We start from the raw sequence: 23,839 nt of genomic DNA on the forward strand, positions 1-23,839 counted from the left end.
TCAGGTGTCATTTCGGGACAGATACGGATCAGGAATCCCCAGCGCCGCAAGAAGCGTGCGCTCATGCGCCTCCATGGCTTCGGCCTCGTCGTCCGCCTCATGGTCATGCCCCATCAGGTGCAGGATTCCGTGAATCACCAGATGGCTCAGATGATCGGCGGCCGGTTTTCCCTGCGCCATCGCCTCTGCTGCACAGACGCCGTAAGCCAGAACGATGTCCCCCAGGTGGGGCCGGGCGTTTTCGGGCGCGGGAAACGACAGCACATTGGTCGGCCGATCCTTGCCCCGGAAACGGGCGTTCAGGTCCCGCACCGTCTCATCGTCGGTCAGCAGGATCACCACGTCTCCGGGCGGGGCGGCCTGCTGCGCCGCGCGCGCCACGACCGCCTCCACGTCCGGCAGATCTGCGGACCAGGCGTCGGCCTCCACCTCAATGTCGATCATGGGGTCGCGTCGCCGCCCCGCGCGGCCGCCGCGTCGGCGTCATAGGCCCGCACGATCCGCTCCACCATGGCGTGGCGCACCACGTCGGCCGCCTCGAAACGCATGACCCCCACGCCCTTGACCTTTTCCAGGATACGCAAGGCGTGGGGCAGGCCGGAATCCCGGGTGTTGACCAGATCCACCTGGCTGGGGTCGCCAGTCACCACCATGCGCGCGCCCTCGCCCAGACGAGTCAGCACCATCTTCATCTGAAGCCGGGTCAGGTTCTGGGCCTCGTCGGCGATGATGAAGGCGTGGGACAGGGTTCGGCCGCGCATGAAGGCGATGGGCGCGGCCTCGATCTCGCCCTTGTCCCGCCGCCGCCGCACGTCGTCGGCGCCGAGAATCTCGTTCAGCGCCTCCCAGATGGGGGCCAGATAAGGGTCCACCTTCTCGTTCAGGTCGCCGGGCAGAAAGCCCAGCTTCTCGCCCGCCTCCACCGCCGGGCGGGTGATGACCAGCCGGTCCACCTGCCCACGCCGCAGCAGCGATGCGCCGTAGGCCGCCGCCAGAAAGGTCTTGCCTGTGCCCGCCGGACCGACGCCGAAGGTCAGTTCGCAGCGGGCCAAGGCCTCAAGGTATCGCGCCTGGGCCGGGGTCTTGGGGGCGATGGCGCCGCGTCGCCCCACCGGCAGGGCCACGCCCTCCGGCGTCTTGCCGCCTGATCGTTGGGCGCCCAGGGCCGTGCGCACGTCCGCCTCGGTGATCTCGGCGCCCAGGTCCGCGCGCTTGGCCAGAACCTCGACCACGCGCTTGGCCGCCGCCCGGTCCTTGGCGGAGCCGTTGATGGACACCCCGCCGCCGGGCGATTCCACCAGCACCTTGAAGGCGTCCTCGATCAGGGCGACGTGACGACTGCCCGGCCCGATCACCGAACGCAGGGCCGCGTCAGACAGGGAAAGAAACTCGGATTCGCGGGGCATTATTGGGCCCTACCGCTCGCGACGCGGTCGCTCGCTGCTTGAGGGCTGGCTGGGAGTTCTGCGGCAAAAGGCACGGCGTCTCCCTGCTTGAGGGCGTGGTGGGGGACGTCGGCCAAAGCCCCCGTCAGGCTGTTCTGCTGGCCGCGCTCGATGCGCACGGGGACGATGCGGCCCATCAGGTGATCGGCGTCCTCCACATGGACCGACTGCAGATAGGGCGAGCGGCCGATGGCCTGACGCCCATGGCGGCCCTTGCGCTCGAACAGCACCGGCAGGACTTTGCCCGCCTGGGCCTGATTGAAGGCGACCTGCTGTTCAAACAGCAGCGCCTGAAGCGCCTGTAGCCTCTCAGAAGCCAATTTCGGCTCCACCTGCGCGCCCATGGTCGCCGCCGGGGTGCCGGGGCGCGGCGAATAGATGAACGAAAAGGCCGAGGCGTAATTCACGCGCCGCACCAGATCCAGGGTGTCCTCGAAATCCCGATCGGTCTCGCTGGGGAAGCCGACGATGAAATCGCCCGACAGAGCCAGGTCCGGCCGGGCCTCGCGGATGCGGTCGATCAGGTCGAAATACTTCTGACGCCCGTGCTTGCGATTCATCAGGCGCAGGATGCGGTCCGATCCCGACTGAACCGGCAGGTGCAGATAAGGCATCAGGGCGTCCAGCTCGCCGTGGGCCGCGATCAGGTCGTCGCCCATGTCGTTGGGGTGGCTGGTTGTATAGCGGATGCGGTCCAGCCCCTCGATCTCCGCCAACCCGTAAGCCAGCCGCGCCAGGGTCCAGACCGCGCCGTCCGGCCCCGCGCCGTCATAGGCGTTGACGTTCTGGCCCAGCAGGGTGACCTCGCGCACGCCCCGCGCCGCCAGTTCCCGCGCCTCGCTCAGGATGTCGGCGGCCGGCCGCGACCACTCGGCCCCGCGCGTATAGGGCACCACGCAGAAGGTGCAGAACTTGTCGCAGCCCTCCTGCACGGTCAGGAACGCTGTCGGACCCTTCACGCCCCGCGCGCCGATCTTCTCATTGGCCAGAGCGTCGAACTTGGCGTTGGGGGCGAAGTCGGCGCCGATGCGCTCGCCCCGCGCCCGCGCCGTGCGGGTCAGCAGCTCGGGCAGCTGGTGATAGGCCTGGGGTCCAACCACCAGATCCACAGCGGGCTGGCGGCGCATGATCTCCTCGCCCTCGGCCTGGGCCACGCAGCCGGCCACCGCGATGGTCATGGCGCCCCGGCCATCCGCGGCCTTCTCGTCCTTGAGCATGCGCAACTTGCCAAGTTCGGAATAGACCTTCTCGGCCGCCTTCTCGCGGATGTGGCAGGTGTTCAGGATGACGAAGTCGGCGTCCTCGGGCGTGTCCGTCGGCGCATAGCCCAGCGGGCGCAGCACATCGGCCATGCGCTCGGAGTCATAGACGTTCATCTGGCAGCCGTAGGTCTTGATGAACAGGCGCTTTTGGGCCCGTTCGGACGTCGGCTTGTCTTGGGCGTCGATCATCGCGCGGTTATGGGGATTTCGCACGGCCCCCACAAGCGTAAGCGCGGATTCAGGCGTCCTCGGTGCGGCGGTTGTGCCGGGTGAAGATCAGCCCTTCGCGGCTGGTGGGCGATGCGCCCTCGATGGCCGTGCCGTAAAGCTCCAGCTTGTGCCCGATCAGCTTGAAGCCCAGCCGCTCGGCGATCTCGGTCTTCAGGCGCTCGATCTCGGCGTCGTAGAACTCGATGACCTCGCCGGACTTGGTGTCTATCAGGTGGTCGTGGTGATCGTCGCCGGCCTCTTCATAGCGGCTGCGCCCGTCGCCGAAATCGTGCTTCTCCACCACGCCCGCCTCTTCGAACAGGCGCACGGTGCGGTACACCGTGGCGATGGAGATGTGCGGATCGATGGCCGAGGCGCGGCGGTACAGCTCCTCCACATCGGGATGGTCTTCGGCTTCCGACAGCACCCGCGCGATGACGCGCCGTTGCTCGGTCATGCGCATGCCGCGCTCGGCGCAGAGTTTCTCGATCCGGTCCATGGTCGCCAAGATAGTCACCCGTCGCCTGTGTGGAAAGCGCTCAGCACAAGTTGAGAGCCAGTATCAGTGCGTCCGCCCTCGTCCCGTCCGGGCGGGCGTAATAGGCAGGCCGCCGACCCGCCTGTTCAAACCCTCTGGAAGCATACAGCGCAAGGGCCGCGGCGTTGTCGTGGGCCACTTCCAGAAACAGCCGCGCAACCTTCTGATCCCGCGCCCGGTTCACGGTCCGGTCCAGCAACTGTCCGCCCAGCCCGCGCCGCCGGGCGCCGGGCCGCACGGCCAGGGTGACGATCTCCGCCTCGTCCGCAGCGCGCCGCCACAGCAGAAATCCGTCCGGCTCCGCCTCCACCTCGGCGCCCGGCATGTCCAGCAGCGCCCGGATCGCCGCCGCGTCCCAGGGCGCATCGAAGGCCGAGGCGTGGATCGACGCCAGATCGGCTGGATCGCTCACGACGGGTCACGCCCGCCCGGCAGCTTGGCGTCCGGCGCCCGCAGGTAGAGCGGCCGCGCCTCGCCCTCCGGCTGATCCGCCGCCAGCCGCGCAAGGGCATCCGGCGACGGCGCGGCGCGGTCGATCACGGACGCGCCGTCCGCCGTCACAAGCGCCGCCCCCGAACCCACGAGGGTCACGCCGCCCGTCTCGCCGGCGATGCGCGTCGCCGCATCCTCGATGGACAGGGCGGCGGGGCCATCCTTCGGCCCGTGATCCATGAACCGCTGGCCATAGACCTGCCCTCGTCGCGCATCGATCAGGGCCCAGACCGCGTCGCCCGGCGCCGCCTGCGCGTCCCGGGCCAGGGCGGCCAGCGTGGACAGGCCCGTCACCGGCCGGTCCAGCGCCAGTCCCAGACCCTGCGCAAACGCCAGTCCGACACGCAGGCCTGTGAACGACCCCGGCCCCGTGGTCACCGCGATGCGGTCCAGATCCTCGAACGACCATCCCGCCCTGGCCATGGCCGCGCGGACCATGCCGCCCAGCCGCTCCTGATGCCCGCGCGCCATATCCTCGGTTTCGGCGGCGACCACGCGCGCGCCGTCTGCCGCCACGGCGGTGCAGGCGCCCAGCGCCGTATCAATGATGAGGGTCTTCACGAGACGACCCAAAGGCGTTGCGTCATCCGCTGCGGGCCAAGCCCTCGACGATCACCCCCAGCGCCCGGCGCTGTCCCATGTCGTGGATACGCGCGAACCCGCGCGACAGGGCGCGCCCCTCCGGCGTTTCCAGAATCTCCAGCCCGTCCTGTCTCCCGGGCGCCGGAAAGAAGGCTGTGACCGGCTGGTCCAGCTCGCGGGCGATCCGGTACAGCGCCGAGGCCGATACCCGGTTGGTCCCGCTCTCGTATTTCTGAAGCTGCTGACCGCTCAGCGACAGCCGCGCGGCCAGCGCGTGTTGGGACAGGCCCAGATCGGTGCGGCACCGGCGAATGGCCGCGCCCAGATCGCGGTCCAGTTGGTCCGCCTCGGGCGAGGGATGGGGCGAGCGGCGCGGCAAGGAAACCTCCGACGGCGGCGACGCCCCAAGGTTTCATCATCCCGCCCGAAATACAACCATTTTGTTTCATTGCGGCCAGTCCACACCCTCCAGCCGGGCCACCACGGCCCCGACGTCGCCGATTCGGCTGCGCTCCAGCACGCGCTTGTCGCCGGCGGGATTGCGCAGCACCACCGTGTCGCGATCGCCCCGGTGATAAAGGCCGATCACCGGCCCGTCGTCGGTCGCGACGACGCAGCCCTGATCCCGGCGGGGCCAGACCGACAGGTCATAGACCAGCACCACCCCCGACACCGCCCAGGGCGCCAGATCGTCATCACGCAGTTGCAGGGTTCGCCGGGCCGGCGTCCGCGCCCCCCCGGGCGAGAACGCTCGGCCGCCCTCCTCAAGGCGCTCGGCGACGGGGACGGATGCGGCGCCCGGGGCCCGCGCCATCTCCAGCGCCAGATCCTCCGGCGTCAGGTCCAGCGCGGCGGTCAGGCGGCGCTGCACATCGGGACGGAACATGCCGGGCCGGCGCCCGGCCTCGTACAGCCCCCAGGCCTGGCTGGTCACACCCATGCGGGCGCCGGCCTCGGCCTGGCTCAGGCCCCGGCTCTTGCGCAGGGCGGCCAGGGCCTGGCCCAGCGCATCGGCTTCGGGATCATCGCGGAATCGCGTCATGGAAACAGAATGCACCAGCCGCTCGCCTGAAACGAGCGACCATCCGGTTTCACAGGGTCTGTTCGACCCGCTGCACCTCGGGCACATAGTGGCGCATCATGTTCTCCACCCCCGCCTTGAGGGTGGCGGCCGACGAGGGGCACCCGGCGCAGGCGCCGCGCATGCGCAGCCACAGCACCCCGTCCGCCTCGTCGAACCGGTCGAACAGGATGTCGCCGCCGTCCTGGGCCACCGCCGGGCGGATGCGGGTGTCCAGCAGGGCCTTGATCTCCGTCACGACCTCGCTGTCGCCCTCGCCGCCCGCGTGGCTGTCGGCGCTGGCCACGTCGCCCCGCGTCAGCGGCGCGCCCGAGGTGAAATGATCCATCAAGGCGGTCAGAACCGGCGCCTTCATGGCGCTCCAGTCCGGGCCGTCTGTCGCCCGGGTCACCGCCACATAGTCCGGGCCGAAGAAGACGCCCTCGACGCCTTCCAGCTGGAACAGGCCCTCGGCCAGGGGCGAGGCCTCCGCCTCGTCGATGGTGCGGAACTCCAACGCCCGGTCCGGCGACACGTCGCGGCCCGGAAGGAATTTGACGACGTTGGGATTCGGCGTGGCTTCGGTCTGGATGAACATGGACCTCAGATGCGCGCCCGGACCGCGTTTCGCAAGGTCGGCGACCTCAGGCCAGGTCCTCGACCTCTTCGTCGCTCAGATCGCCCGGCACCACCGTGATGGGCAGACGCCGGCCGCCGACCCCCGCGCCCTCCTTGGCCATGGCCGAGACCAGCGGCCCCGGCCCCCGCCCGCCCGTGGCGGCGGCCAGCACCAGGATCTTGATCTCCTCGTCCTCTTCCACCGCCTTGCGGATCGCGTCGCGGGTCTCGGCTTCCTCCACCAGAAACACCGGCGCCGCGCCGGACAGCTCGGACGCCTTTTCCCCCAGACGGTTCAGCAGGGCCTCGGCCTCCTCCCGCTGCTGGCGCATGATCTCCTCGCGCACCCCCGACCAGTGCTCGAAGGCCGAGGGCGGAATGGCGCGCAGCAGCACGACCCGCCCGCCGGTGGACCGGGCGCGCCGGGCGGCGAACCTCAGGGCCGAGTCGAACTCCGGCGAATCGTCCGCCACCACCAGGAACTTGCGGGGCATGGGTTTCCCTTTCCGCGATCAGGCCGAACGGCGCGAGGCCATGGACTGCGCCGCCGCCGCCGCGAAGTCGCGCACCGCCACATTGGCGATGGTCAGCTTGGCGAAGCTCCAGCCATGGGACGACTGCTCGATCTCGTCCACGGCCCGGCGCACGCCCTCGGCGATGCCCAGACGGTCGCCGACCCAGGCGTCCACGGCGGCTTCGGCGGTCTTTTCGCTCTCGCCCACGGCGGCCTTTTCGCCCTTGGCCACCGCGCGGGTGATGATCACCTGTTCGGCCATGAAGTCCTCCACGATCCGCCGCACCGCCAGCCGCTCATAATGATCGGCCGAGGACAGCGAGCCGGCTGCGGCCCGCAGCCGGTCCAGATCGAAGGCGGCGCCCACCTGGTGATACAGGCGCGCCATGGCCGGCGCCGGCCATTTCACTTCCCGCGCCAGATCGGCGATGTCGCTGGCCGCCACCATGGGCCGCAGCATGGCGATGGTCTTGGCCAGTTCGCGCGGCGCGCCCGCCTCGGCGAAGGCGTCCTTGCGGTCCTTCAGCCGGGCCTGTTCGAACCGTGACAGCACCGAACCGCCCGCGTCGCGCAGGTCGTCCGACGTCTGGCGGTAAGCCTTTATCAGCTCGTTCACCCCGCCCATGTCCTGACGGGCCACCCGCCGCGCCAGCCAGAAGGTCTGGCGGCGCAACACCACGGCGATCTCCTCGTACAGCCGCATCTGGGCCTCGGCGTCGATCTTGCCGTCCAGGGCCGACACCGCATCCCACGCCTCGTCCAGACGGAAGATGCGCCGGGCCGCTTCGAACCCGATCACCAGGGCGGTGGTGTCGCATTCGGCGCTGACCCGCAGCCGTTCGGGGAAGGTGGGGCCGCAAATGTTGACGATGTCGTTGCACAGCACCGTGGCCACGATCTCCCGGCGCAGCCGGTGCGTGTTCATGGCCTTGTCGAACTTGCCCAGAGCCTCGGGGAAATAGCCCTCCAGTACTCGCTCGAAGAAGGGGTCCTCCGGCGCCTTGGAGGCCACGATGTCCTCGGCCAGCTCAAGCTTGGAATAGGCCGTGATCACCGCCAGTTCGGGCCGGCTCAGGCCGACGCCCGACGCCTGCATCTCGCTCAGGCGGGAATCCCCCGGCAGGCCCTCGACCACCCGGTCCAGCTTGCCGAGCGACTCCAGCCTGTTCATGAACCGGATCTGGGCCTCCAGTTCGGCGGGGGCGTTGCGCTCCTGCAGGCTGATGGCCAGGGTCTGGTCGTAGTTGTGCACCAGCACCTTGCGCGCCACGTCCTCGGTCATGGAGGCCAGAAGGGCGTTGCGGTCCTTGTCCTTCAGCTTGCCCCCCACGATGGCCGAGCCGGTCAGGATCTTGATGTTCACCTCGTGGTCCGAGGAATCCACGCCCGCCGAATTGTCGATGGCGTCGGTGTTGATGCGGCCCCCGTTGCGGGCGAAGCCAATGCGCCCGGCCTGGGTCAGGCCCAGATTGGCGCCCTCGCCGACCACCTTGGCCCGCAGATCCACACCGTTGACGCGGATGGCGTCATTGGCCTTGTCGCCCACCTGCAGGTCGCTTTCGTGCGCGGCCTTCACATAGGTGCCGATGCCGCCGAAATAGAGCAGCTCCGCCGGGGCGGTGATGATGGCCTTCATCAGGGTGAAGGGGTCCACCTCGTCCGCCTCGATCTCCAGCGCCGCCTTGATCTCGGGCGTCAGCTTTATGGACTTGGCCGAGCGCGAGAACACGCCGCCGCCCTTTGAAATCTTCGCGGCGTCATAGTCCTGCCAGGACGAGCGCGGCAGTTCGAACAGGCGCTTGCGCTCCTTGAACGAGGTCGCCGGGTCCGGATCGGGGTCGATGAAGATGTCCCGGTGATCGAAGGCGGCCACCAGACGGGTCTGCTTCGACAGCAGCATGCCGTTGCCGAACACGTCCCCGGACATGTCGCCCACGCCCACCACGGTGAAGGGTTCGGACTGGATGTCCTTGCCCATCTCGCGGAAGTGGCGCTTGACCGCCTCCCACGCGCCGCGCGCGGTGATGCCCATTTCCTTGTGGTCGTAGCCGGCCGAGCCGCCCGAGGCGAAGGCGTCGCCCAGCCAGAAGCCGTAGTCCGCCGAGATGCCGTTGGCGATGTCCGAGAAGGTGGCCGTGCCCTTGTCGGCGGCCACCACCAGATAGGGGTCGTCCTCCTCCCAGGCGACCACGGCGGGCGGGCGCACCACCGCGCCCGAGGCGATGATGTTGTCGGTCAGGTCCAGCAGGCCCGACAGGAAGGTCTTGTAGGCCCGGATCGCCTCGGCCTGGATCTCGTCCCGGCTTCCCCCGCGCGGCAGTTGTTTCGGGTAGAATCCGCCCTTGGAGCCCACCGGCACGATGACGGCGTTCTTGACCTGCTGCGCCTTGACCAGACCCAGCACCTCGGTGCGGAAATCGTCGCGCCGATCCGACCAGCGCAGGCCGCCCCGCGCCACCGGCCCGAAGCGCAGGTGCGCCCCTTCCACATGGGGCGCCCAGACGAAGATCTCGCGGTAGGGCTTGGGCGCCGGCACATCCGCCAGCTCGCGCGAGGCGATCTTGATGGAGATGTAGGGCTTGGGCTCGCCGTTTTCGCCGGTCTGGTAATAGTTGGTGCGCTTGATGGCCTGGATCAGCAGGGACATCCGCCGCAGCGCCCGGTCGTGATCCAGACTGGCCACGTCCTGCAGCGCCCGGTCGATCTTGTCGGCCAGTTCCTTGACCGCCGCCTCGCGCTTGTCCGCCTCGCCGCCCACCGCAGGGTCGAACTTGGCGTGGAACAGGGACAGCAGGGCGCGCGCCACCACCGGATGTTCACGCAGGGCCTCTTCCTGCACGGACTGGCTGGGGTCCAGTCCGGTCTGCTGGCGGTAGCGCGCCAGAGTGCGGATCAGGGCCGCCTCTCGCCAGTGAACGCCCAGTTCGATGACCAGCCGGTTGAAGCCGTCGCTTTCGGTGCGGCCGGTCCACACCGCCGAGAAGGCCTCCTCGAACGGGCCCTTCACGTCGCTGAAATGCAGATCCTGTCCGCGCGGGTCTTCCAGCAGGAATTCATGCACGTGCACCGGGGTGTCGCCGGCGGGCTTCAGCGAGAAGCCGTGTTCCTCGATGGTCTTCAGCCCCATGTCCGCCAGAATGGGCAAGACGTCGGAAAGAGGCGCCGGGTCGCCGCGCCGGTACAGTTTGAACCGGAACTGCAGGGGCGTGTCCTCGGGACTGCGGAACGCGCGCACCGCCACCGGCGCGCCCGCGCCCTCCTCGCCCAGGACGTCGAACTCGAACAGGTCCGTCACCGCTTCGGTCGCGTCATAGCGGTCGCGATAACCGGGGCTGAAGGCGTCGGACCACTTGGACGTCAGGGCCCCGATCTGGGCGTCGGCCACGCCGGCGCGGCGCGCGGCGCTCTCGAAGCGGTCGGCCCAGCTGCGGCTGGTGTCCACCACCATGGACTCCACGTCCGCCACGTCGGGTTCCAGATGGTCGCCCGGTTCGACGCCGATGATGTAGTGGATGCGCACCAGCGGCGCGTCGCTCAGTTGGGGATACCAGGCCGACAGCCGTCCGCCCCAGGCCGCCGCCAAAATGCGGCCGATGCGCTCGCGCACGCTGGCGTCATAGCGTTCGCGCGGCACATAGGTCAGCACAGAGACGAAGCGGTCGAACGGATCCTTGCGGGTGAAGATCTTGACGCGGGGTCGGTCCATCAGGTGCAGGACGCCCAGGGCGATTTCCAGCAGCTCGTCCTCGCTCATCTGGAAAAGCTCGTCCCGGGGATAGTTCTCCAGCACGTTCTTCAGGCGCTTGTGGTTGTGGCTGCCCGGCGCCTTGCCGGCCCGCTCCAGGGCGTTCTTAACCTTGCGCCGGATCAGCGGCACCTCGGACGCGGCCTTGTCATAGGCCTCGGCGGTGAACAGGCCCACGAAGCGGGTCTCGCCCGCCGCCTTGCTATCGGCGCCGTATCGCTTGACGCCCACGTAATCCATATAGGCGCGGCGATGGACGCGGCTGCGCAGATTGGCCTTGGCCACGCTGACCGGCTCGCCCAGATTCAGCTGGCGCTTCATCTGTTTGGTCAGCACGGCCGGCTCGCTGGCCCGGCGCAGGACCCGGCGCTCCGGATCACGCAGCACGCCCAGCCCCTCGCCGGACTGGGACAGGGGCGCCTCGGCCTCATAGGCGCCGTCCTTGGTGCGCGGAAACTCGTATTCGCGGGCGCCCAGGAAGACGAAATGGTCGTTGTTCAGCCATTTCAGGAAGGCGATGTTCTCTTCCAGCGCCTCGGCGTCCATCTCGGGCGAGTGACGGTCCAGGTCGTCCAGACAGCGCTGCATCAGGGCGGCCATGCGCCCGTGATCCGACACGGCCGCGCGCACGTCGGCCAGGGTTTCCGCCAGGCTGGCGGCTACGGCGGTGCGCCGCTCGGGCGGCAGGGTGTCGACCATGACCAGAATCATGGACTCGCGGCTCTCGGCGGCGACGCGGGCGCCCGCCTTGTCACGTCCCACCTCGATCAGGGGGTGGAACATGGCGCGCACCGACACGCCGGCTGCGGCCAGGTCGCCCATGACGCTGTCCACCAGGAACGGCGCGTCGTCCTGGATCACCTGGATGGCGTCATAGCCGATGGCCTCGCCCTGGCAGTCCAGCATGGGCGCAATGTCGATGAGGGGCGCCTCGCCGGTCTTGCGCTTGTCGCCCAGCAGCCAGAAGGCCGCCAGCACGCAGGCCAGATCGTCCGGCCCCACTTCGGGCGTCTCGTCCGCCTCGTAATCCTCGAAGGCCTGGCGCAGGAACGCCGTCTGGAGGGCGTCGGGCGCGCCCTTGGCGTCCAGCGCCTTCATGAAGCGCCGGCTCAGCACCTCAAGGGTGATCGGTTCGTCCGCCCCCGCCTTGGAATCCTTCGCCGGGGTCCGGTTTTCGCCGCGCATGATGTTTCCGTCCGAGCCGCGGCCCGACGGCCGCTTTGTTCTGATATTGAGGCTGACCCTAGCCGTCTCGTGCGCCCGATCAACCGTCTCGCGCTAGCTAGTCCAGCCGCGCTTCGGGCGAAAGGCCCAAAGAGAAGGGCCGGGCGTCGTACGACGCCCGGCCCCCTTTATGTATCCAACCTTCCTAGAACCGGTAGGCGGCCGTCAGGCGGAAGGTGTGGGTGTTGAACTCATCGGCGGTGCGGCCGATGTCCGTCCCGTCCGGATTGGTGATCAGGAACGGATTGCCCGCCGGAGCCGGTCCGCGCGCGCGGACCACATGGTCGCCCGCGTCCAGGGAGGTGTACAGATACTCCGCGCCGACGCTCAGATTGTCGGTGACGCGGTGCTCCACGCCGCCGCCCAGCTGCCAGCCCGAGGCGTCCTCATCGTCTTCCTGCACCGTGAAGGTGTTGGCGCCGTTGCCGGTGAAGAAGCTGTTCTCGATCTTGCCGTAAGCCGCGCCGCCGGTGACGTAGGGCAGGGTGTCGCCCATGGCGTAGCCGGCGCGCAGGCGGGCCGCGGCCGTCCAGTCCAGGGTGCGGGTCATGGTGTACAGGGTCGGCGTGGTGCTGAAGCCTGTGACGCTGTCCTCCACATTGACGCGGCTGGCCTCGCCGACCACGCCCACGACCCAGTTGCCGAACTGCCAGTCATAGCCGCCGCGCACGCCGAATCCGGCGCCTTCGCCGTCCTTGTCGCATCCGTCGGCGGGCGTCGGCCCATTGCCGGCGTTGACGCAGTAGCCGGGCGCGAAGGCGTTGCCGCCCGTCGCCGTGGGCACACGGTCGCTGTACTCGCCGTCCAGGTCGGTGTCGAACGTCAGGGTCTCGTCCTGATCGTGGTCATTGACCGAATAGTCGAACGAGCCGCCCACATAGGCGCCGCTCCAGTCGCGCGGGGCCTCTTGGGCGATTGCGCTGACGGCGGGCAGGGCGAGGGCGGCGGCGGACGCGCCGATCATCATCAGGGTTTTCATGAGTGAGACTGATCCTTCATTGGGGACCGGCCTTCGCTTTTCAGGGCGACAGCCGATGCCATGGGCGCCCCTCCCAAGCATCAATAACGCCGCCCGCTGCGGCGGGATGCAGAAAAAGTTCTGATATTTCAATGATGGCTGAATTGAGAACCGCCGGACGCGAGGCGTCCGGCGGTCTTTAAGGCCGATCCGGGGAGGGGGAGAGGATCGACCCGCTGACCCGGCCATCGGGAGGGGGAGGGGAAGGCCGGGCTGCTGATGCCCAGATGGGGGGTCGAAAGCGGCGATCAAGTGGCGGTGTCGCCGCCCGCGTCTTTCCGCCGCAGTCTGTCCAGAAGCGAGGTCTTCGCCGGCTTTTCGTCATGCTCCCGGTGATCCTCGGCGTAGGGCTCCCCGTCGCCGGACAGCAGGATCGCGATCCAGCGCGAGCCCTTGAACTCCGCCAGAATGGCCATGGCCGCCACCGCCAGCGGCGTGGACAGGAACATGCCCACCACGCCCCATATCTGGCCCCAGAAGGCCAGCGACAAAAGCACCACCACGGGATCGATGTTCTGGTTGTCGCCCTGCATGCGCGGCTGGATCACATTGCCCATGATGAACAGCAGCGCCTGCAGCCCCGCCAGCAGCACCACCGCCTGCCAGTAGGTCTCGAACTGCACCAGGGCGAACAGCGGGGGCGCCAGCCCCGCGATGGCGCCGCCCAGAATGGGAATATAGCCCACGATGAAGATGACGAAGGTCCAGAAGCCCGCGTTCTCCAGCCCCACCGCGCGCATCAGCACATAGGCCACCGCGCAGATCATGGCCCCGGTGACGGTCTGGACCCACAGATAGCCCTCGACGCCGCCCCGCACGCGCTCGAACACCTCCATGGCCTCCTGCCGATCGTGGCGGCGGGGGAACATGTTCACGATCTTCTTTTTGAACCCCACCTGGGACGCGATCAGGAAGCCCAGATAGATCAGGACGAAGAAGGCGCCGGTGGCGATGTTCTGGATATCCATGGCCACGTCGGCCAGCAGGCCGCGCAGATCGATCTCGCCGATCAGCTCCCGGGCCGTGGGCGCCACCTCGATACCCACCAGCCCGGCCATGTCGGCGATGATGGCGTCCAGCCGCTCCACCACGCCCGTGGCCTGGGCGATGAAGCTGGCCGCCCCGTCCACGATGATCCAGATGGAGGCGATGAAACCCAGCAGCACCAGGGTCACCGCCGCGGTCATGGACAGGCCCGTTCCCAGCCCCGTCCGCCGCTCGATGGCGCGACGCACCCCGTCGATCATGATCAAAAGGAAGAACGCCATGGCCAGCGGCGTCAGGATGTCGCTGAGCCAGTAGATGGCCGCCCCCGCCGCCACCACGGCCAGAATGACCAGGGCGTTTCGGGATACGGACGAGCCGGTCAGGGTGATGGGCGCTTTCATGTCTCCCTTGTCCGCGCCCGCGCGTTGCGCGTCAATCACCGGTGGCGCCGCCGCCCCGGTGCGCTAACAATCGGCCATCGATACGCAGGAGACCGCTTCATGGCCGACACCGACCTGTTCCTGGGCAAGGCCGAAGAGGCGCAGTTTCTCCGGCTGGACCGGGCCAACCGCCACGGGGTCGTCGCCGGCGCCACCGGCACGGGCAAGACCGTGACCCTGCAGATCATGGCCCAGGGCTTCTCAGACGCGGGCGTCCCGGTCTTCTGCGCCGATGTGAAGGGCGACCTGTCGGGCATATGCGTCGCCGGAACCCCCAACGACAAACTTCTGGCCCGCGCCCGGACCATCGGCCTGGACCTGCAGTCCGCCGCCGCCCCGACGGTCTTCTGGGACCTGTTCGGCGAGAAGGGCCACCCGGTGCGCGCCACGGTCAGCGAGGTGGGGCCCCTGCTGCTGGCCCGCATGCTGGAGCTCTCCGACGTCCAGACCGACGTGCTGTCCGTCGTCTTCCATGTGGCGGACAAGGAGGGGCTGCTGCTGCTGGATCTGGACGATCTGCGCGCCCTTCTGACCCATGTGGCCGAGAACGCGTCTGACATCGGCAAGACCTACGGCCATGTGGCGCCCGCCTCCATCGCCGCCATCCAGCGGTCGCTGCTGGCGTTGGAGCGTCAGGGCGCCGGCGCCTTCTTCGGCGAACCGGCCCTGCGGCTTGAGGACATGATCCGCACCGGTTTGGACGGGCGCGGTCAGGTCAATGTGCTGGCGGCGGACAAGCTGATGTCCAGTCCGCGCCTTTACGCCGCCTTCCTGCTCTGGCTGCTGTCCGAGCTGTTCGAGCAGCTGCCCGAGGTGGGCGACCCGGACAAGCCGCGCCTGGTGTTCTTCTTCGACGAGGCCCACCTTTTGTTCGACGACACCCCCCGGGCTTTGGTGGAGAAGGTGGAGCAGGTGGTGCGCCTGATCCGCTCCAAGGGCGTGGGCGTCTATTTCGTCACCCAGAACCCGGCCGACATTCCCGACAGCGTGCTGGGCCAGCTGGGCAATCGCATCCAGCACGCCCTGCGCGCCTACACCCCGGCCGAACAGAAGGGGCTGAAGGCCGCCTCCGGCTCGTTCCGCGCCAATCCCGCCTTCGACACCGCCGAGGCCATCCAGTCTCTGGGGGTAGGCGAGGCCCTGGTCTCGGTGCTGGACGAAAAGGGCGCGCCGACGGTTGTGGCCCGCACCCTGATCCGCCCGCCCGCCAGCCGCCTGGGCCCCGCCACCGACGCGGAGCGCGCCCAGGTCATGGCGCAAAGCCCCGTTCGCGGCGTCTATGACCAGACCGTGGATCGCGAATCCGCCCACGAGATTCTCTCGGCCCGCGCCGAGGCCGAAGCCGCCGAGGAAAAGGCGGCCGAAAAGGCGGATGCGCCGCCGCCCGCGAGGACGCCATCCCGCACCACCATCCGCAAGCCCGCCGCCCCGCGCCGCTCGAACCGTCAGACGCCCATGGAGGCCCTGACCAAATCCGTCCTGCGCACCGCCGGAACCACCATCACCCGCGAACTCCTGCGCGGCGTGCTGGGCGGGCTGCGTCGGCGCTAGGGCACGGTCCGGAAGCCGCACCATCAGTCGTTTATGGGCGGCGCCCTACCGCTTCATGCCGCATTGCGGCATAAGCCTGTCATGAAGTTTCTCGACCAGGCCAAGATCTATATCCGTTCCGGCAACGGCGGGGCGGGCTCCGTCTCGTTCCGGCGCGAGAAATACATTCCCAACGGCGGGCCGGACGGCGGCGACGGCGGCCGGGGCGGCCACGTCTGGATCGAGGCGGTGGAAGGCCTGAACACCCTGATCGACTATCGCTATCAGCAGCATTTCAAGGCCCAGACCGGCCACCACGGCCAGGGCCGCCAGATGCACGGCGCCAAGGGCGAGGACGTGGTGCTGAAGGTGCCCGTGGGCACCCAGGTGCTGGACGAGGATAAGGAAACGGTCCTGCTGGACATGGACGAGCCCGGCAAGCTGGTGAAGCTGCTCAGCGGCGGCAACGGCGGCTGGGGCAACGTTCACTTCAAGGGCCCGGTCAATCAGGCCCCGCGCCACGCCAATCCGGGTCAGGAAGGCCAGGAGAAGTGGATCTGGCTGCGGCTGAAGCTGATCGCCGATGTGGGTCTGGCGGGCCTGCCCAATGCGGGCAAGTCCACTTTCCTGGCGGCGGCCTCGGCGGCCCGGCCCAAGATCGCGGACTATCCCTTCACCACCCTGACCCCCAATCTGGGCGTGGTGGACCTGAGCCCCACCGAGCGTTTCGTCATCGCCGACATTCCCGGCCTGATCGAGGGCGCCAGCGAGGGCGCCGGGCTGGGCACGCGCTTTCTCGGCCATGTGGAGCGCACCGCAAGCCTGATCCATCTGATCGACGGCACCCAGGACGATGTGGTCGGCGCCTGGCGCACCATCCGCACAGAGCTGGAGGCCTACGGCGAGGGTCTGGGCGACAAGACCGAGATCCTCGCCCTGAACAAGATCGACGCTCTCACGCCGGAACTGCGCGAGGAGAAGGCCGCCGAGCTCGAAGCCGTGGCGGGCCGACGCCCCATGCTGGTGTCGGGCGTGTCGGGCGAGGGCGTGCCCGAGCTGCTTCGCGCCGCCTGGGCCGAGGTGCGAAAGAACCGGGGCGAGATCCCCACCGAGGAAGAATCAACCGAGGAGACGCAGGGCGGCTGGACGCCGTGAGGGACCGCCCCATATCCATTGCCATGAAAGACGACGCCCAGACAGACGCCGCGACCGCCGATCACCCTGACAAGCCTCGCCGGATGACCCGTGCCGCGAGGGTGATCTCGGAATCCCAGCGCATCGTGGTCAAGATCGGCTCATCCCTGCTGGTGGACCGCAAGACCAACCAGGTGGACCATGTGCGCCTGAAGAGCCTCGCGGAGGATATTTCGGCCTGGCGGAAACAGGGCAAGGAGGTGCTGATCGTTTCCTCCGGCGCCGTGGCCCTGGGTCGCCGACGCCTTGGCCCGAAGGCGCGCGGGCCGGGTCTGGAGAAGAAGCAGGCCTCGGCCGCCGCCGGTCAGTCGCTGCTGATGCACGGATGGGAGCAGGCCTTCGATCCCCATGACGTGATCACCGCCCAGATCCTGCTGACCCGCGACGACACCGAGACGCGCCGCCGCTGGCTGAACGCGCGGGCCACAGTCGGCGCCTTGCTCAGCATGGGCGCGGTGCCGATCATCAACGAGAACGACACCATCGTCACCGAGCAGATTCGCTATGGCGACAATGACCGCCTGGCCGCCCGCGTGGCCCAGATGATCAGCGCCGACCTGCTGATCCTGCTGTCGGACGTGGACGGAATCTACACCGCCGACCCGCGTGTGGATCCCGAGGCGCAGCACATTCCCTACATCGAGACCCTGACGCCCGAGATCGAGGCCATGGCCACCGGCGCCAATGCGGAAGCGGGCGTGGGCACCGGCGGCATGGCCACCAAGGTCATGGCCGCCCGCATCGCCTCGGAGGCGGGCTGCGTCACCCTGATCGCGGCGGGCCGGGCCAAGACCCGCGGCGCCCAGCATCTGGAACAGGGGCGGCGTTGCACGGTCATCGCCGCCTCGACCACGGTGAAGGACGCCTACAAGCAATGGATCGGCGGCTCGCTGGCCACGCGCGGCGAGCTGGTGGTGGACGCGGGATGCCGGCGCGCTCTGATTTCGGGCAAATCGCTGCTGGCGGTGGGCGTGAAGGAGGTCCGGGGCGCCTTCGGCAAGGGCGACACCGTGGTGCTGCTGGACGAGAACGGCGCCGACCTGGCCAGCGGCCTGGTGCGCTACGACGTCAAGGACCTGCAAGCCATCAAGGGCCTGCGCTCCGGCGCCCTGAAGGAGGCGCTGGGATATGCGGGCGGGCCGGTGGTGATCCATGCCGACGACCTGTCGCTGAGGGACACAGTGGTGGAGACGCGCGGTCCGCACAACGTCCGCCCCAAGAAGCCTAAACGCTGACGGGGCCTTGAAATTTCAGGGTTTGTGACGATGTTAAAGGCATGACTGTTATGACCAAGACCGCCCCGCCGCCCGTCGACGCCGCCGATCTGGAACAGGACATGCTGGCCATGGGCCGCCGCGCCCGCGCCGCCGCCCGCCAACTGGCGCTGGCCTCGCCCGAGGCCCGCACCAAGGCCATCAGCGGCATGGCCAAGGCCCTGCGCGCCCGCGCCGCCGACGTGCTGAAGGCCAACGCCGCCGATCAGGACGCCGCCCGGGAAAAAGGCATGGACCCCGCCATGCTGGACCGCCTCGGTCTGGACGCCGACCGGCTGGAGGGCGTTGCGAAAGCGCTGGACTCCATCGCCGCCATTCCCGACCCCGTGGGCGCCGAAACCGCCCGCTGGACGCCCGAGAACGGACTGGACATCGCCCGGGTCCGCACCCCCATCGGCGTGCTGGCCATCATCTATGAGAGCCGCCCCAATGTGACCGCAGACGCCGCCGCCCTGGCCGTGCGCGCGGGCAATGCGGTGATCCTGCGCGGCGGCTCCGAGTGCCTGCGCTCCAACCTCGCCATCCACGGCGCCCTGATGGAGGGCCTCAGCGCCGCCGGTCTGCCGACCGACGCGGTGCAGATGGTCACCACCCGAGACCGCGCGGCGGTGGGCCACATCCTTTCCGGGCTGGACGGCTCCATCGACCTGCTGATCCCGCGCGGCGGCCGGTCTCTGGTCGAGCGGGTCAAGAGCGACGCCCGCGTGGCCGTTCTCGGCCATCTGGAGGGCGTCAACCATGTCTATGTCCACGAAAGCGCCGATCCGGACACCGCCCGCGCCGTGGCGGTGAACGCCAAGATGCGCCGCGTCTCCGTCTGCGGCGCCGCCGAGACCCTGGTCATCGACCGCAGCGTGGCCGACGACCTGTTGCCGAAGATCGCCGCCGATCTGGCCGACAAGGGCTGTGAGCTGCGCGGCGACGCCGCCACGCAGGCTCTGGTCCCCGCCGCCAAGCCGGCCACGGATGCGGATTGGGCCACCGAATATCTCAAGGCCGTCATCGCCGTGAAGGTGGTGGACGGCATCGACGAGGCCATCGCGCATGTGGACGCCTATGGCTCGGGCCATACCGAATGCATCGTCGCCTCGGACGACAAGGCCGTCGAGCGCTTTCTGGCCCAGGTGGACGCGGGCATCGTGCTGGCCAACGCCTCGACCCAGTTCGCCGACGGCGGCGAGTTCGGCTTCGGCGGCGAGATCGGCATCTCCACCGACCGCCTGCACGCGCGCGGCCCGGTCGGCGCCGAGCAGCTGACCAGCTTCAAATACGTCATCCGCGGCAAGGGCCAGATTCGTCCGTAATCCGCGCGACAATATCGGACGACCGTGTTAGGGCGCGGGTGAGCATAAGTCGCTCCTGCGCCTTTCCGAGCCCCCGTCTTGGCCTTTTTTCACGCCGGCCCCGCGCCCCGTTCCGCCGGCCCCCGACCGGGGCTGCTGCGCGACGGCCTGCGGCTTGAGCCCGGTCTGAGGGTTGGGCTGCTGGGCGGCTCGTTCAATCCCGCACACGAGGGCCACGCCCATGTGGCCGAGACGGCCATGCAGCGGCTGGGTCTGGACCGGGTCATCTGGCTGGTTTCGCCCCAGAACCCCCTAAAGGACGCCAGCCAGACCGCCCCGCTTTCCCGGCGCATGGCCTCGGCGCGGGAATTCGCGCGGGGCCCGGCCATGGTGGTGTCGGACTTCGAGAGCCGCGTGGGCTGCCGCTGGACTGTGGACACCCTGCGCGCCATCACGGCGCGCCATCCGGGCGTGAAGTTCGTCTGGCTGATGGGCTCGGACAATCTGGCCACCTTCCACCGCTGGCGCGGCTGGACCGACATCGCCGCCGCCATGCCCATGGCGGTTATCGCCCGCCCGGGCTCCCAGCTGCAAAGCCGCACCGCTCCCGCAGCCCGTCGCTACGCCGCCTTCCGCATGCCCCAGGAGCAGGCCCGACTGCTGCCGGACGCCCCCGCCCCGGCCTGGACCTATCTGACCGCGCCGCTGAACCGGGCCTCCTCCACAGCAATCCGGGCGGCTGGGTGACCATGGCGCGCATCTGTGCTAGGGTTCGGTTCAAGTCAGTCAATGTGGAGCACTTCGCTGTCCCCCTCGCCCGCGTCCAAGACGCAAGCCCCGGCCGTTTCGAACACCGCGCGTGAAATGGAGCCGATCGCGCCCATCCGCGCCGAAGATCCCCAGACGCCCGAAATCGACGCCGCCGCCCTGGAAGCGGCCATTCTCGCGCGCCTGGATGACGACAAAGCCCAGGAAGTCGTCCTGATCGACCTGAAGGGCAAGAGCCCCATGGCCGACACCATGATCGTGGCCTCGGGCCGGTCCCAGCGTCACGTGGGCGCCCTGGCCGACCACCTGCTGCGCCTGCTCAAGGAGCATGGCCTGGGCAAGGCCAAGGTAGAGGGCCTGCCCCACTGCGACTGGGTGCTGATCGATGCGGGCGACGTGATCGTCCACCTGTTCCGCCCCGAAGTGCGCACCTTCTACAACATCGAGAAGATCTGGTCGGTGGACTCGGGCCACCGCACCCAGTCGGCCTGACGCACCGCCTCCGGTGCGCATCGGCCTCATCGCCATAGGAAAAGCGGGCCGCGGCCCGGAGGCCCAGCTGGCGGACGACTATGTGCGCCGGGCCACTGCGGCCGGCCGCGCCCTGGGCCTTGGCCCCGTCGAGCTGATCGACCTGGATCCGAAAAAGCCCGGCAAGGCGCCGGAGGCTGAGCTGATCCTCGCCGCCGCTGACGGCGCCCACCTGATCGCCTGCGACGAGCGGGGGCGCACATACGGATCGCGCGCCTTCTCCGACCACATCGCGGCCCTGAGGGATCAGGGCGAGCGGCGGCTGGTGTTCGCCATCGGCGGGGCCGACGGGCTGGACCGCTCTGTGCTGGACGCGGCGCGCTCCACCCTGGCCTTCGGGCCCCAGACCTGGCCCCACGCCCTGGCGCGGGCGATGCTGGCCGAGCAGGTGTACAGAGCCGTGACCATCATGGCCGGATCACCCTATCATCGCGACTGATGTCGCCCTTCCGCGCCCTTGTCCTGTTTCTGGCCGTCCTGACGGTCGCGCCGCCCGCCGCCGGCCAGCGCGCCGACGCGCCCGCCGAGGAACTGTCCCGCCTGCGCGTGGAGCACCGCGAGGAGCAGCTGCGCGCCCGCCGCCTGCGCGCCGACGCCGAGGATGCGGCCGAGGAGGTGGCCCGGCTGGATCAGGACCTGCGCCGCCTGGCCCAGGTGGACGAAGGCGACACCACCGCCATCAACGCCCAGCGCGCCCGGCTGGCCGAACTGGGGGAGCGCGAGGCCGCCCTGCTGGCGCGGCTCAGCGGCGAGCGGGCGCGTCAGGGCAGGCTGCTGTCCTCCCTGCAGATGATGAGCCGCGAACCGCCCCCGCCGCTGCTGATTCCCGCCGACCGGGCCGTGGACACGGTGCGCGCCGCCATCCTGATGCAGGCCATGGCCCCCGACTTGCGCGAACGCGCCGACGCCCTGCTGGAGCAGCAGGCCGAGATCCAGCGCACCCGCCGCCGCGCCGCCCTGGCCAGCGAGGCCCTGTTCACCGCCGAAAGCGCCCAGATGGACCGACGGGCCGAGATCGAGACCCTGCGAAGCCGCCGCCGCGAGCTGGCCGTCATCCTGCGCGCCGACGCCGAGCGGGCCGAACGGGCGGCGCGAGCGCTGGAGGCGCGCATCGAGGCGCTGGGCGGAACGCCGGCGCCGCTGGAGCCGGGCGCCGCCCGCTCCGCCACCGCCGCGGCGCCGGGCGGGCGAGATCGCCTGACCGCGCCCGTGCAGGGCCAGCCCAGCGCCCGCTACAGCCGCGCCTCGCGAGGCTGGACCTGGCGCGCCGACGGCGGAGCGGAGGTCCGGGCGCCCATGAGCGCGGTGGTCGAGCACGCCGGGCCGCTGGACGGCTGGGGCGAGGTGGTGATTCTGGACCTGTCGCCCGGCTGGCGCGCCGTCATCGCCGGGCTGGGACAGCCGGCCGTGGGCACGGGCGACCGGATCGAGGACGGCGAGGTGCTGGGCCGCCTGCCCGAGGGCGCCGAGGCCGAGGTCTATTTCGAGCTGCGCCGGGACAATCGCCCGGTGGACCCGTCGCCGTGGCTGGAATGATCAGGGCGAGACGGCTCGACGCGGGCCCTTGCGCCTGATTTTATGGACGAACGGCGCCACGCCATGATTTCGTCGCTGTAAGGGTGACTGATATGACCCTGCGATCCTTCCCGATATCGAGAGACCGAATGCGCAAACTGCTTCTGATCGGCGCCGCCTCCATTGCACTGGGCGGCAGCGCCATGGCCGTGGCCAGCCAGACTCCTCGCGGCGAGACCTTCCGCATGCTGGAGTTGTTCGGCGACGTCCTGGCCATCGTGGAGCGGGCCTATGTGGTCGAGGTGGACAACACCGACCTGATCCAGGCGGCCCTGCGCGGCATGATGACGGCGTTGGACCCGCACTCCAGCTACATGGCGCCTGAGGACTTCGACGATCTGCGCGAGCGCACCGAGGGCTCCTATTCCGGCGTTGGTCTCGAGATCACCTCCGAGAACGGTCTGGTGAAGGTCATCTCCCCCATGGACGGCGGCCCCGCCGCCCGCGCGGGCGTCAATCCCGGCGACGTCATCTCGGCCATCGAGGGCCAGAGCGCGGCGGGCCTGACGGTCAGCCAGGTGTCCGAACGCCTGCGCGGTGCGGCCGGCACCGACGTCACCGTCACCTTCATGCGCGACGGCGAGGAGCCGCGCGACGTGGTGCTGACCCGCGAGGTCATCCGCGTGGATTCGGTCACCGGCCGCATGGAAGGCGAGTTCGGCTATATCCGCGTGGCCACCTTCAACGAAAACACCGGCCGTGAACTGAACGAGGTCATGGCGAACCTCAAGGCCGAGAACCCGGACATCCAGGGCTATGTGCTGGACCTGCGCAACAACGGCGGGGGCCTGCTGACCGCCGCCATCGCGGTGTCGGACGCCTTCCTGGAGCGCGGCGAGATCGTCAGCCAGCGCGGCCGCACCCCCGAACAGATCGAGCGCTATGCGGCCCAGGCCGGGGATCTGGCCGACGGCCTGCCCATCGCGGTGCTGATCAACTACGGCTCCGCCTCGGCCTCCGAGATCGTGGCGGGCGCCCTGCAGGATCACGAGCGGGCGACGCTGGTGGGCCTCACCAGCTTCGGCAAGGGCTCGGTCCAGACCGTCCTGCCTCTGCGCGAGGGCCGCGACGGCGCCCTGTCCATCACCACGGCGCGCTATTACACCCCATCGGGCCAATCCATCCAGAAGATCGGCATCGAGCCGGATCTGGAGGTGGCCCGCTCGGCCGCCGAGGCGCGCATCGTGTCCCGCTCCTCCTTCATCTACAGCGAGGCGGCCTATTCCAACGCCCTGGACTCCTCCATCGGCGCCGAGCGGCGCGGGGCACACACCCCGCGCGAAGCGCCGGGTGAGGATCACCCCGAGGACGAGGATTACCAGCTGCAGCGCGCCCTGGACGTCCTGCGCGCGGGCGGGGACCTGACCCGTCTTGCCGCGGCGCCGGAGACGGTGGTCGTCACCCTGCCGGAACCGGAGGAGACCATCCGCGTGGCTGAGGCCGAGAGCGAGGACTGATCGCCACATGGTGAACGCCCGTTAGGCTTTCTTAACCGGCGTCCTGCGAACATGAGGGCCCAAGCCCGGCACGCGAGTCTCCAAGCTCATCC

At 69.3% G+C, this 23,839-nt stretch carries 22 protein-coding genes; 9 read left to right on the top strand and 13 right to left on the bottom strand.

Annotation, left to right across the window (positions count from 1 at the left end):
* The 13 genes from ybeY to ACI8U3_RS02810 all read right to left on the bottom strand — a co-directional run bounded on the left by ybeY (position 1) and on the right by ACI8U3_RS02810 (position 14,096).
* Positions 1-444 carry an rRNA maturation RNase YbeY gene (gene ybeY, locus ACI8U3_RS02750; protein WP_415013335.1) on the bottom strand — a complete coding sequence of 148 codons (444 nt, stop codon included), beginning with the start codon at positions 442-444 and terminating at the stop codon, positions 1-3.
* Complete coding sequence (locus ACI8U3_RS02755; protein WP_415013336.1) at positions 441-1,406, bottom strand: PhoH family protein; 966 nt, start codon at positions 1,404-1,406, stop codon at positions 441-443. The genes ybeY and ACI8U3_RS02755 overlap by 4 nt, the downstream gene beginning before the upstream one ends.
* Positions 1,406-2,896, bottom strand: coding sequence for a tRNA (N6-isopentenyl adenosine(37)-C2)-methylthiotransferase MiaB (miaB, locus tag ACI8U3_RS02760; protein WP_415013337.1), 1,491 nt, complete (start codon positions 2,894-2,896; stop codon positions 1,406-1,408). The genes ACI8U3_RS02755 and miaB overlap by 1 nt, the downstream gene beginning before the upstream one ends.
* A gap of 49 nt (positions 2,897-2,945) precedes the next feature.
* A complete protein-coding gene (locus tag ACI8U3_RS02765) occupies positions 2,946-3,416 on the bottom strand; it encodes a Fur family transcriptional regulator (protein WP_409749400.1) in 471 nt (156 codons plus the stop codon).
* Between the two features lie 40 nt (positions 3,417-3,456).
* Complete coding sequence (locus ACI8U3_RS02770) at positions 3,457-3,867, bottom strand: GNAT family N-acetyltransferase (protein ID WP_415013338.1); 411 nt, start codon at positions 3,865-3,867, stop codon at positions 3,457-3,459.
* Complete coding sequence (gene tsaB, locus ACI8U3_RS02775) at positions 3,864-4,508, bottom strand: tRNA (adenosine(37)-N6)-threonylcarbamoyltransferase complex dimerization subunit type 1 TsaB (RefSeq protein WP_415013339.1); 645 nt, start codon at positions 4,506-4,508, stop codon at positions 3,864-3,866. The genes ACI8U3_RS02770 and tsaB overlap by 4 nt, the downstream gene beginning before the upstream one ends.
* 22 nt (positions 4,509-4,530) lie before the next feature.
* Entirely contained in the window at positions 4,531-4,908 is a 378-nt protein-coding gene (locus ACI8U3_RS02780) for a helix-turn-helix domain-containing protein (RefSeq protein WP_415013340.1), read from the bottom strand.
* A gap of 66 nt (positions 4,909-4,974) precedes the next feature.
* Complete coding sequence (locus ACI8U3_RS02785) at positions 4,975-5,586, bottom strand: helix-turn-helix domain-containing protein (RefSeq protein ID WP_415013341.1); 612 nt, start codon at positions 5,584-5,586, stop codon at positions 4,975-4,977.
* A 34-nt stretch (positions 5,587-5,620) separates the two neighbouring features.
* Positions 5,621-6,187 (bottom strand): NifU family protein, encoded by a 567-nt coding sequence (locus ACI8U3_RS02790; RefSeq protein WP_415013342.1) that lies wholly within the window; start codon positions 6,185-6,187, stop codon positions 5,621-5,623.
* A 46-nt stretch (positions 6,188-6,233) separates the two neighbouring features.
* Positions 6,234-6,701, bottom strand: a complete 468-nt coding sequence (locus ACI8U3_RS02795) for a universal stress protein (RefSeq protein ID WP_415013343.1) — start codon at positions 6,699-6,701, stop codon at positions 6,234-6,236.
* An 18-nt stretch (positions 6,702-6,719) separates the two neighbouring features.
* Positions 6,720-11,651: an NAD-glutamate dehydrogenase gene (locus ACI8U3_RS02800; protein WP_415013344.1), complete on the bottom strand. Its 4,932-nt coding sequence runs from the start codon at positions 11,649-11,651 to the stop codon at positions 6,720-6,722.
* Between the two features lie 184 nt (positions 11,652-11,835).
* On the bottom strand, positions 11,836-12,669 hold the full coding sequence (locus ACI8U3_RS02805; RefSeq protein ID WP_415013345.1) for an outer membrane protein: 834 nt from the start codon (positions 12,667-12,669) through the stop codon (positions 11,836-11,838).
* Between the two features lie 287 nt (positions 12,670-12,956).
* Positions 12,957-14,096, bottom strand: coding sequence for an AI-2E family transporter (locus ACI8U3_RS02810; RefSeq protein ID WP_415013346.1), 1,140 nt, complete (start codon positions 14,094-14,096; stop codon positions 12,957-12,959).
* A gap of 99 nt (positions 14,097-14,195) precedes the next feature.
* Here ACI8U3_RS02810 and ACI8U3_RS02815 point away from each other — a divergent pair, with 99 nt between their 5' ends.
* The 9 genes from ACI8U3_RS02815 to ACI8U3_RS02855 all read left to right on the top strand — a co-directional run bounded on the left by ACI8U3_RS02815 (position 14,196) and on the right by ACI8U3_RS02855 (position 23,747).
* Positions 14,196-15,686, top strand: a complete 1,491-nt coding sequence (locus ACI8U3_RS02815) for a helicase HerA-like domain-containing protein (RefSeq protein ID WP_415013347.1) — start codon at positions 14,196-14,198, stop codon at positions 15,684-15,686.
* 81 nt (positions 15,687-15,767) lie between these two features.
* The gene (gene obgE, locus ACI8U3_RS02820) at positions 15,768-16,820 is read left to right on the top strand and encodes a GTPase ObgE (protein WP_415013348.1); all 1,053 of its coding nucleotides are present in this window, start codon (positions 15,768-15,770) and stop codon (positions 16,818-16,820) included.
* 83 nt (positions 16,821-16,903) lie between these two features.
* The gene (proB, locus tag ACI8U3_RS02825; protein WP_415013349.1) at positions 16,904-18,094 is read left to right on the top strand and encodes a glutamate 5-kinase; all 1,191 of its coding nucleotides are present in this window, start codon (positions 16,904-16,906) and stop codon (positions 18,092-18,094) included.
* A 50-nt stretch (positions 18,095-18,144) separates the two neighbouring features.
* The gene (locus tag ACI8U3_RS02830) at positions 18,145-19,437 is read left to right on the top strand and encodes a glutamate-5-semialdehyde dehydrogenase (protein WP_415013350.1); all 1,293 of its coding nucleotides are present in this window, start codon (positions 18,145-18,147) and stop codon (positions 19,435-19,437) included.
* A 78-nt stretch (positions 19,438-19,515) separates the two neighbouring features.
* A complete protein-coding gene (locus tag ACI8U3_RS02835; protein ID WP_415013351.1) occupies positions 19,516-20,163 on the top strand; it encodes a nicotinate-nucleotide adenylyltransferase in 648 nt (215 codons plus the stop codon).
* Positions 20,164-20,280: 117 nt separating this feature from the next.
* Positions 20,281-20,676, top strand: coding sequence for a ribosome silencing factor (gene rsfS, locus ACI8U3_RS02840; RefSeq protein ID WP_415013352.1), 396 nt, complete (start codon positions 20,281-20,283; stop codon positions 20,674-20,676).
* A gap of 13 nt (positions 20,677-20,689) precedes the next feature.
* Entirely contained in the window at positions 20,690-21,154 is a 465-nt protein-coding gene (rlmH, locus tag ACI8U3_RS02845; protein ID WP_415013353.1) for a 23S rRNA (pseudouridine(1915)-N(3))-methyltransferase RlmH, read from the top strand.
* The gene (locus tag ACI8U3_RS02850) at positions 21,154-22,251 is read left to right on the top strand and encodes a murein hydrolase activator EnvC family protein (RefSeq protein WP_415013354.1); all 1,098 of its coding nucleotides are present in this window, start codon (positions 21,154-21,156) and stop codon (positions 22,249-22,251) included. Before rlmH ends, ACI8U3_RS02850 begins: the two co-directional genes overlap by 1 nt.
* 128 nt (positions 22,252-22,379) lie before the next feature.
* Positions 22,380-23,747 (top strand): S41 family peptidase, encoded by a 1,368-nt coding sequence (locus ACI8U3_RS02855; RefSeq protein WP_415013355.1) that lies wholly within the window; start codon positions 22,380-22,382, stop codon positions 23,745-23,747.
* The last annotated feature ends 92 nt before the right edge of the window (positions 23,748-23,839 follow it).

The sequence above is a fragment of the Brevundimonas sp. genome, from assembly GCF_047617075.1.
GTDB lineage: Bacteria > Pseudomonadota > Alphaproteobacteria > Caulobacterales > Caulobacteraceae > Brevundimonas.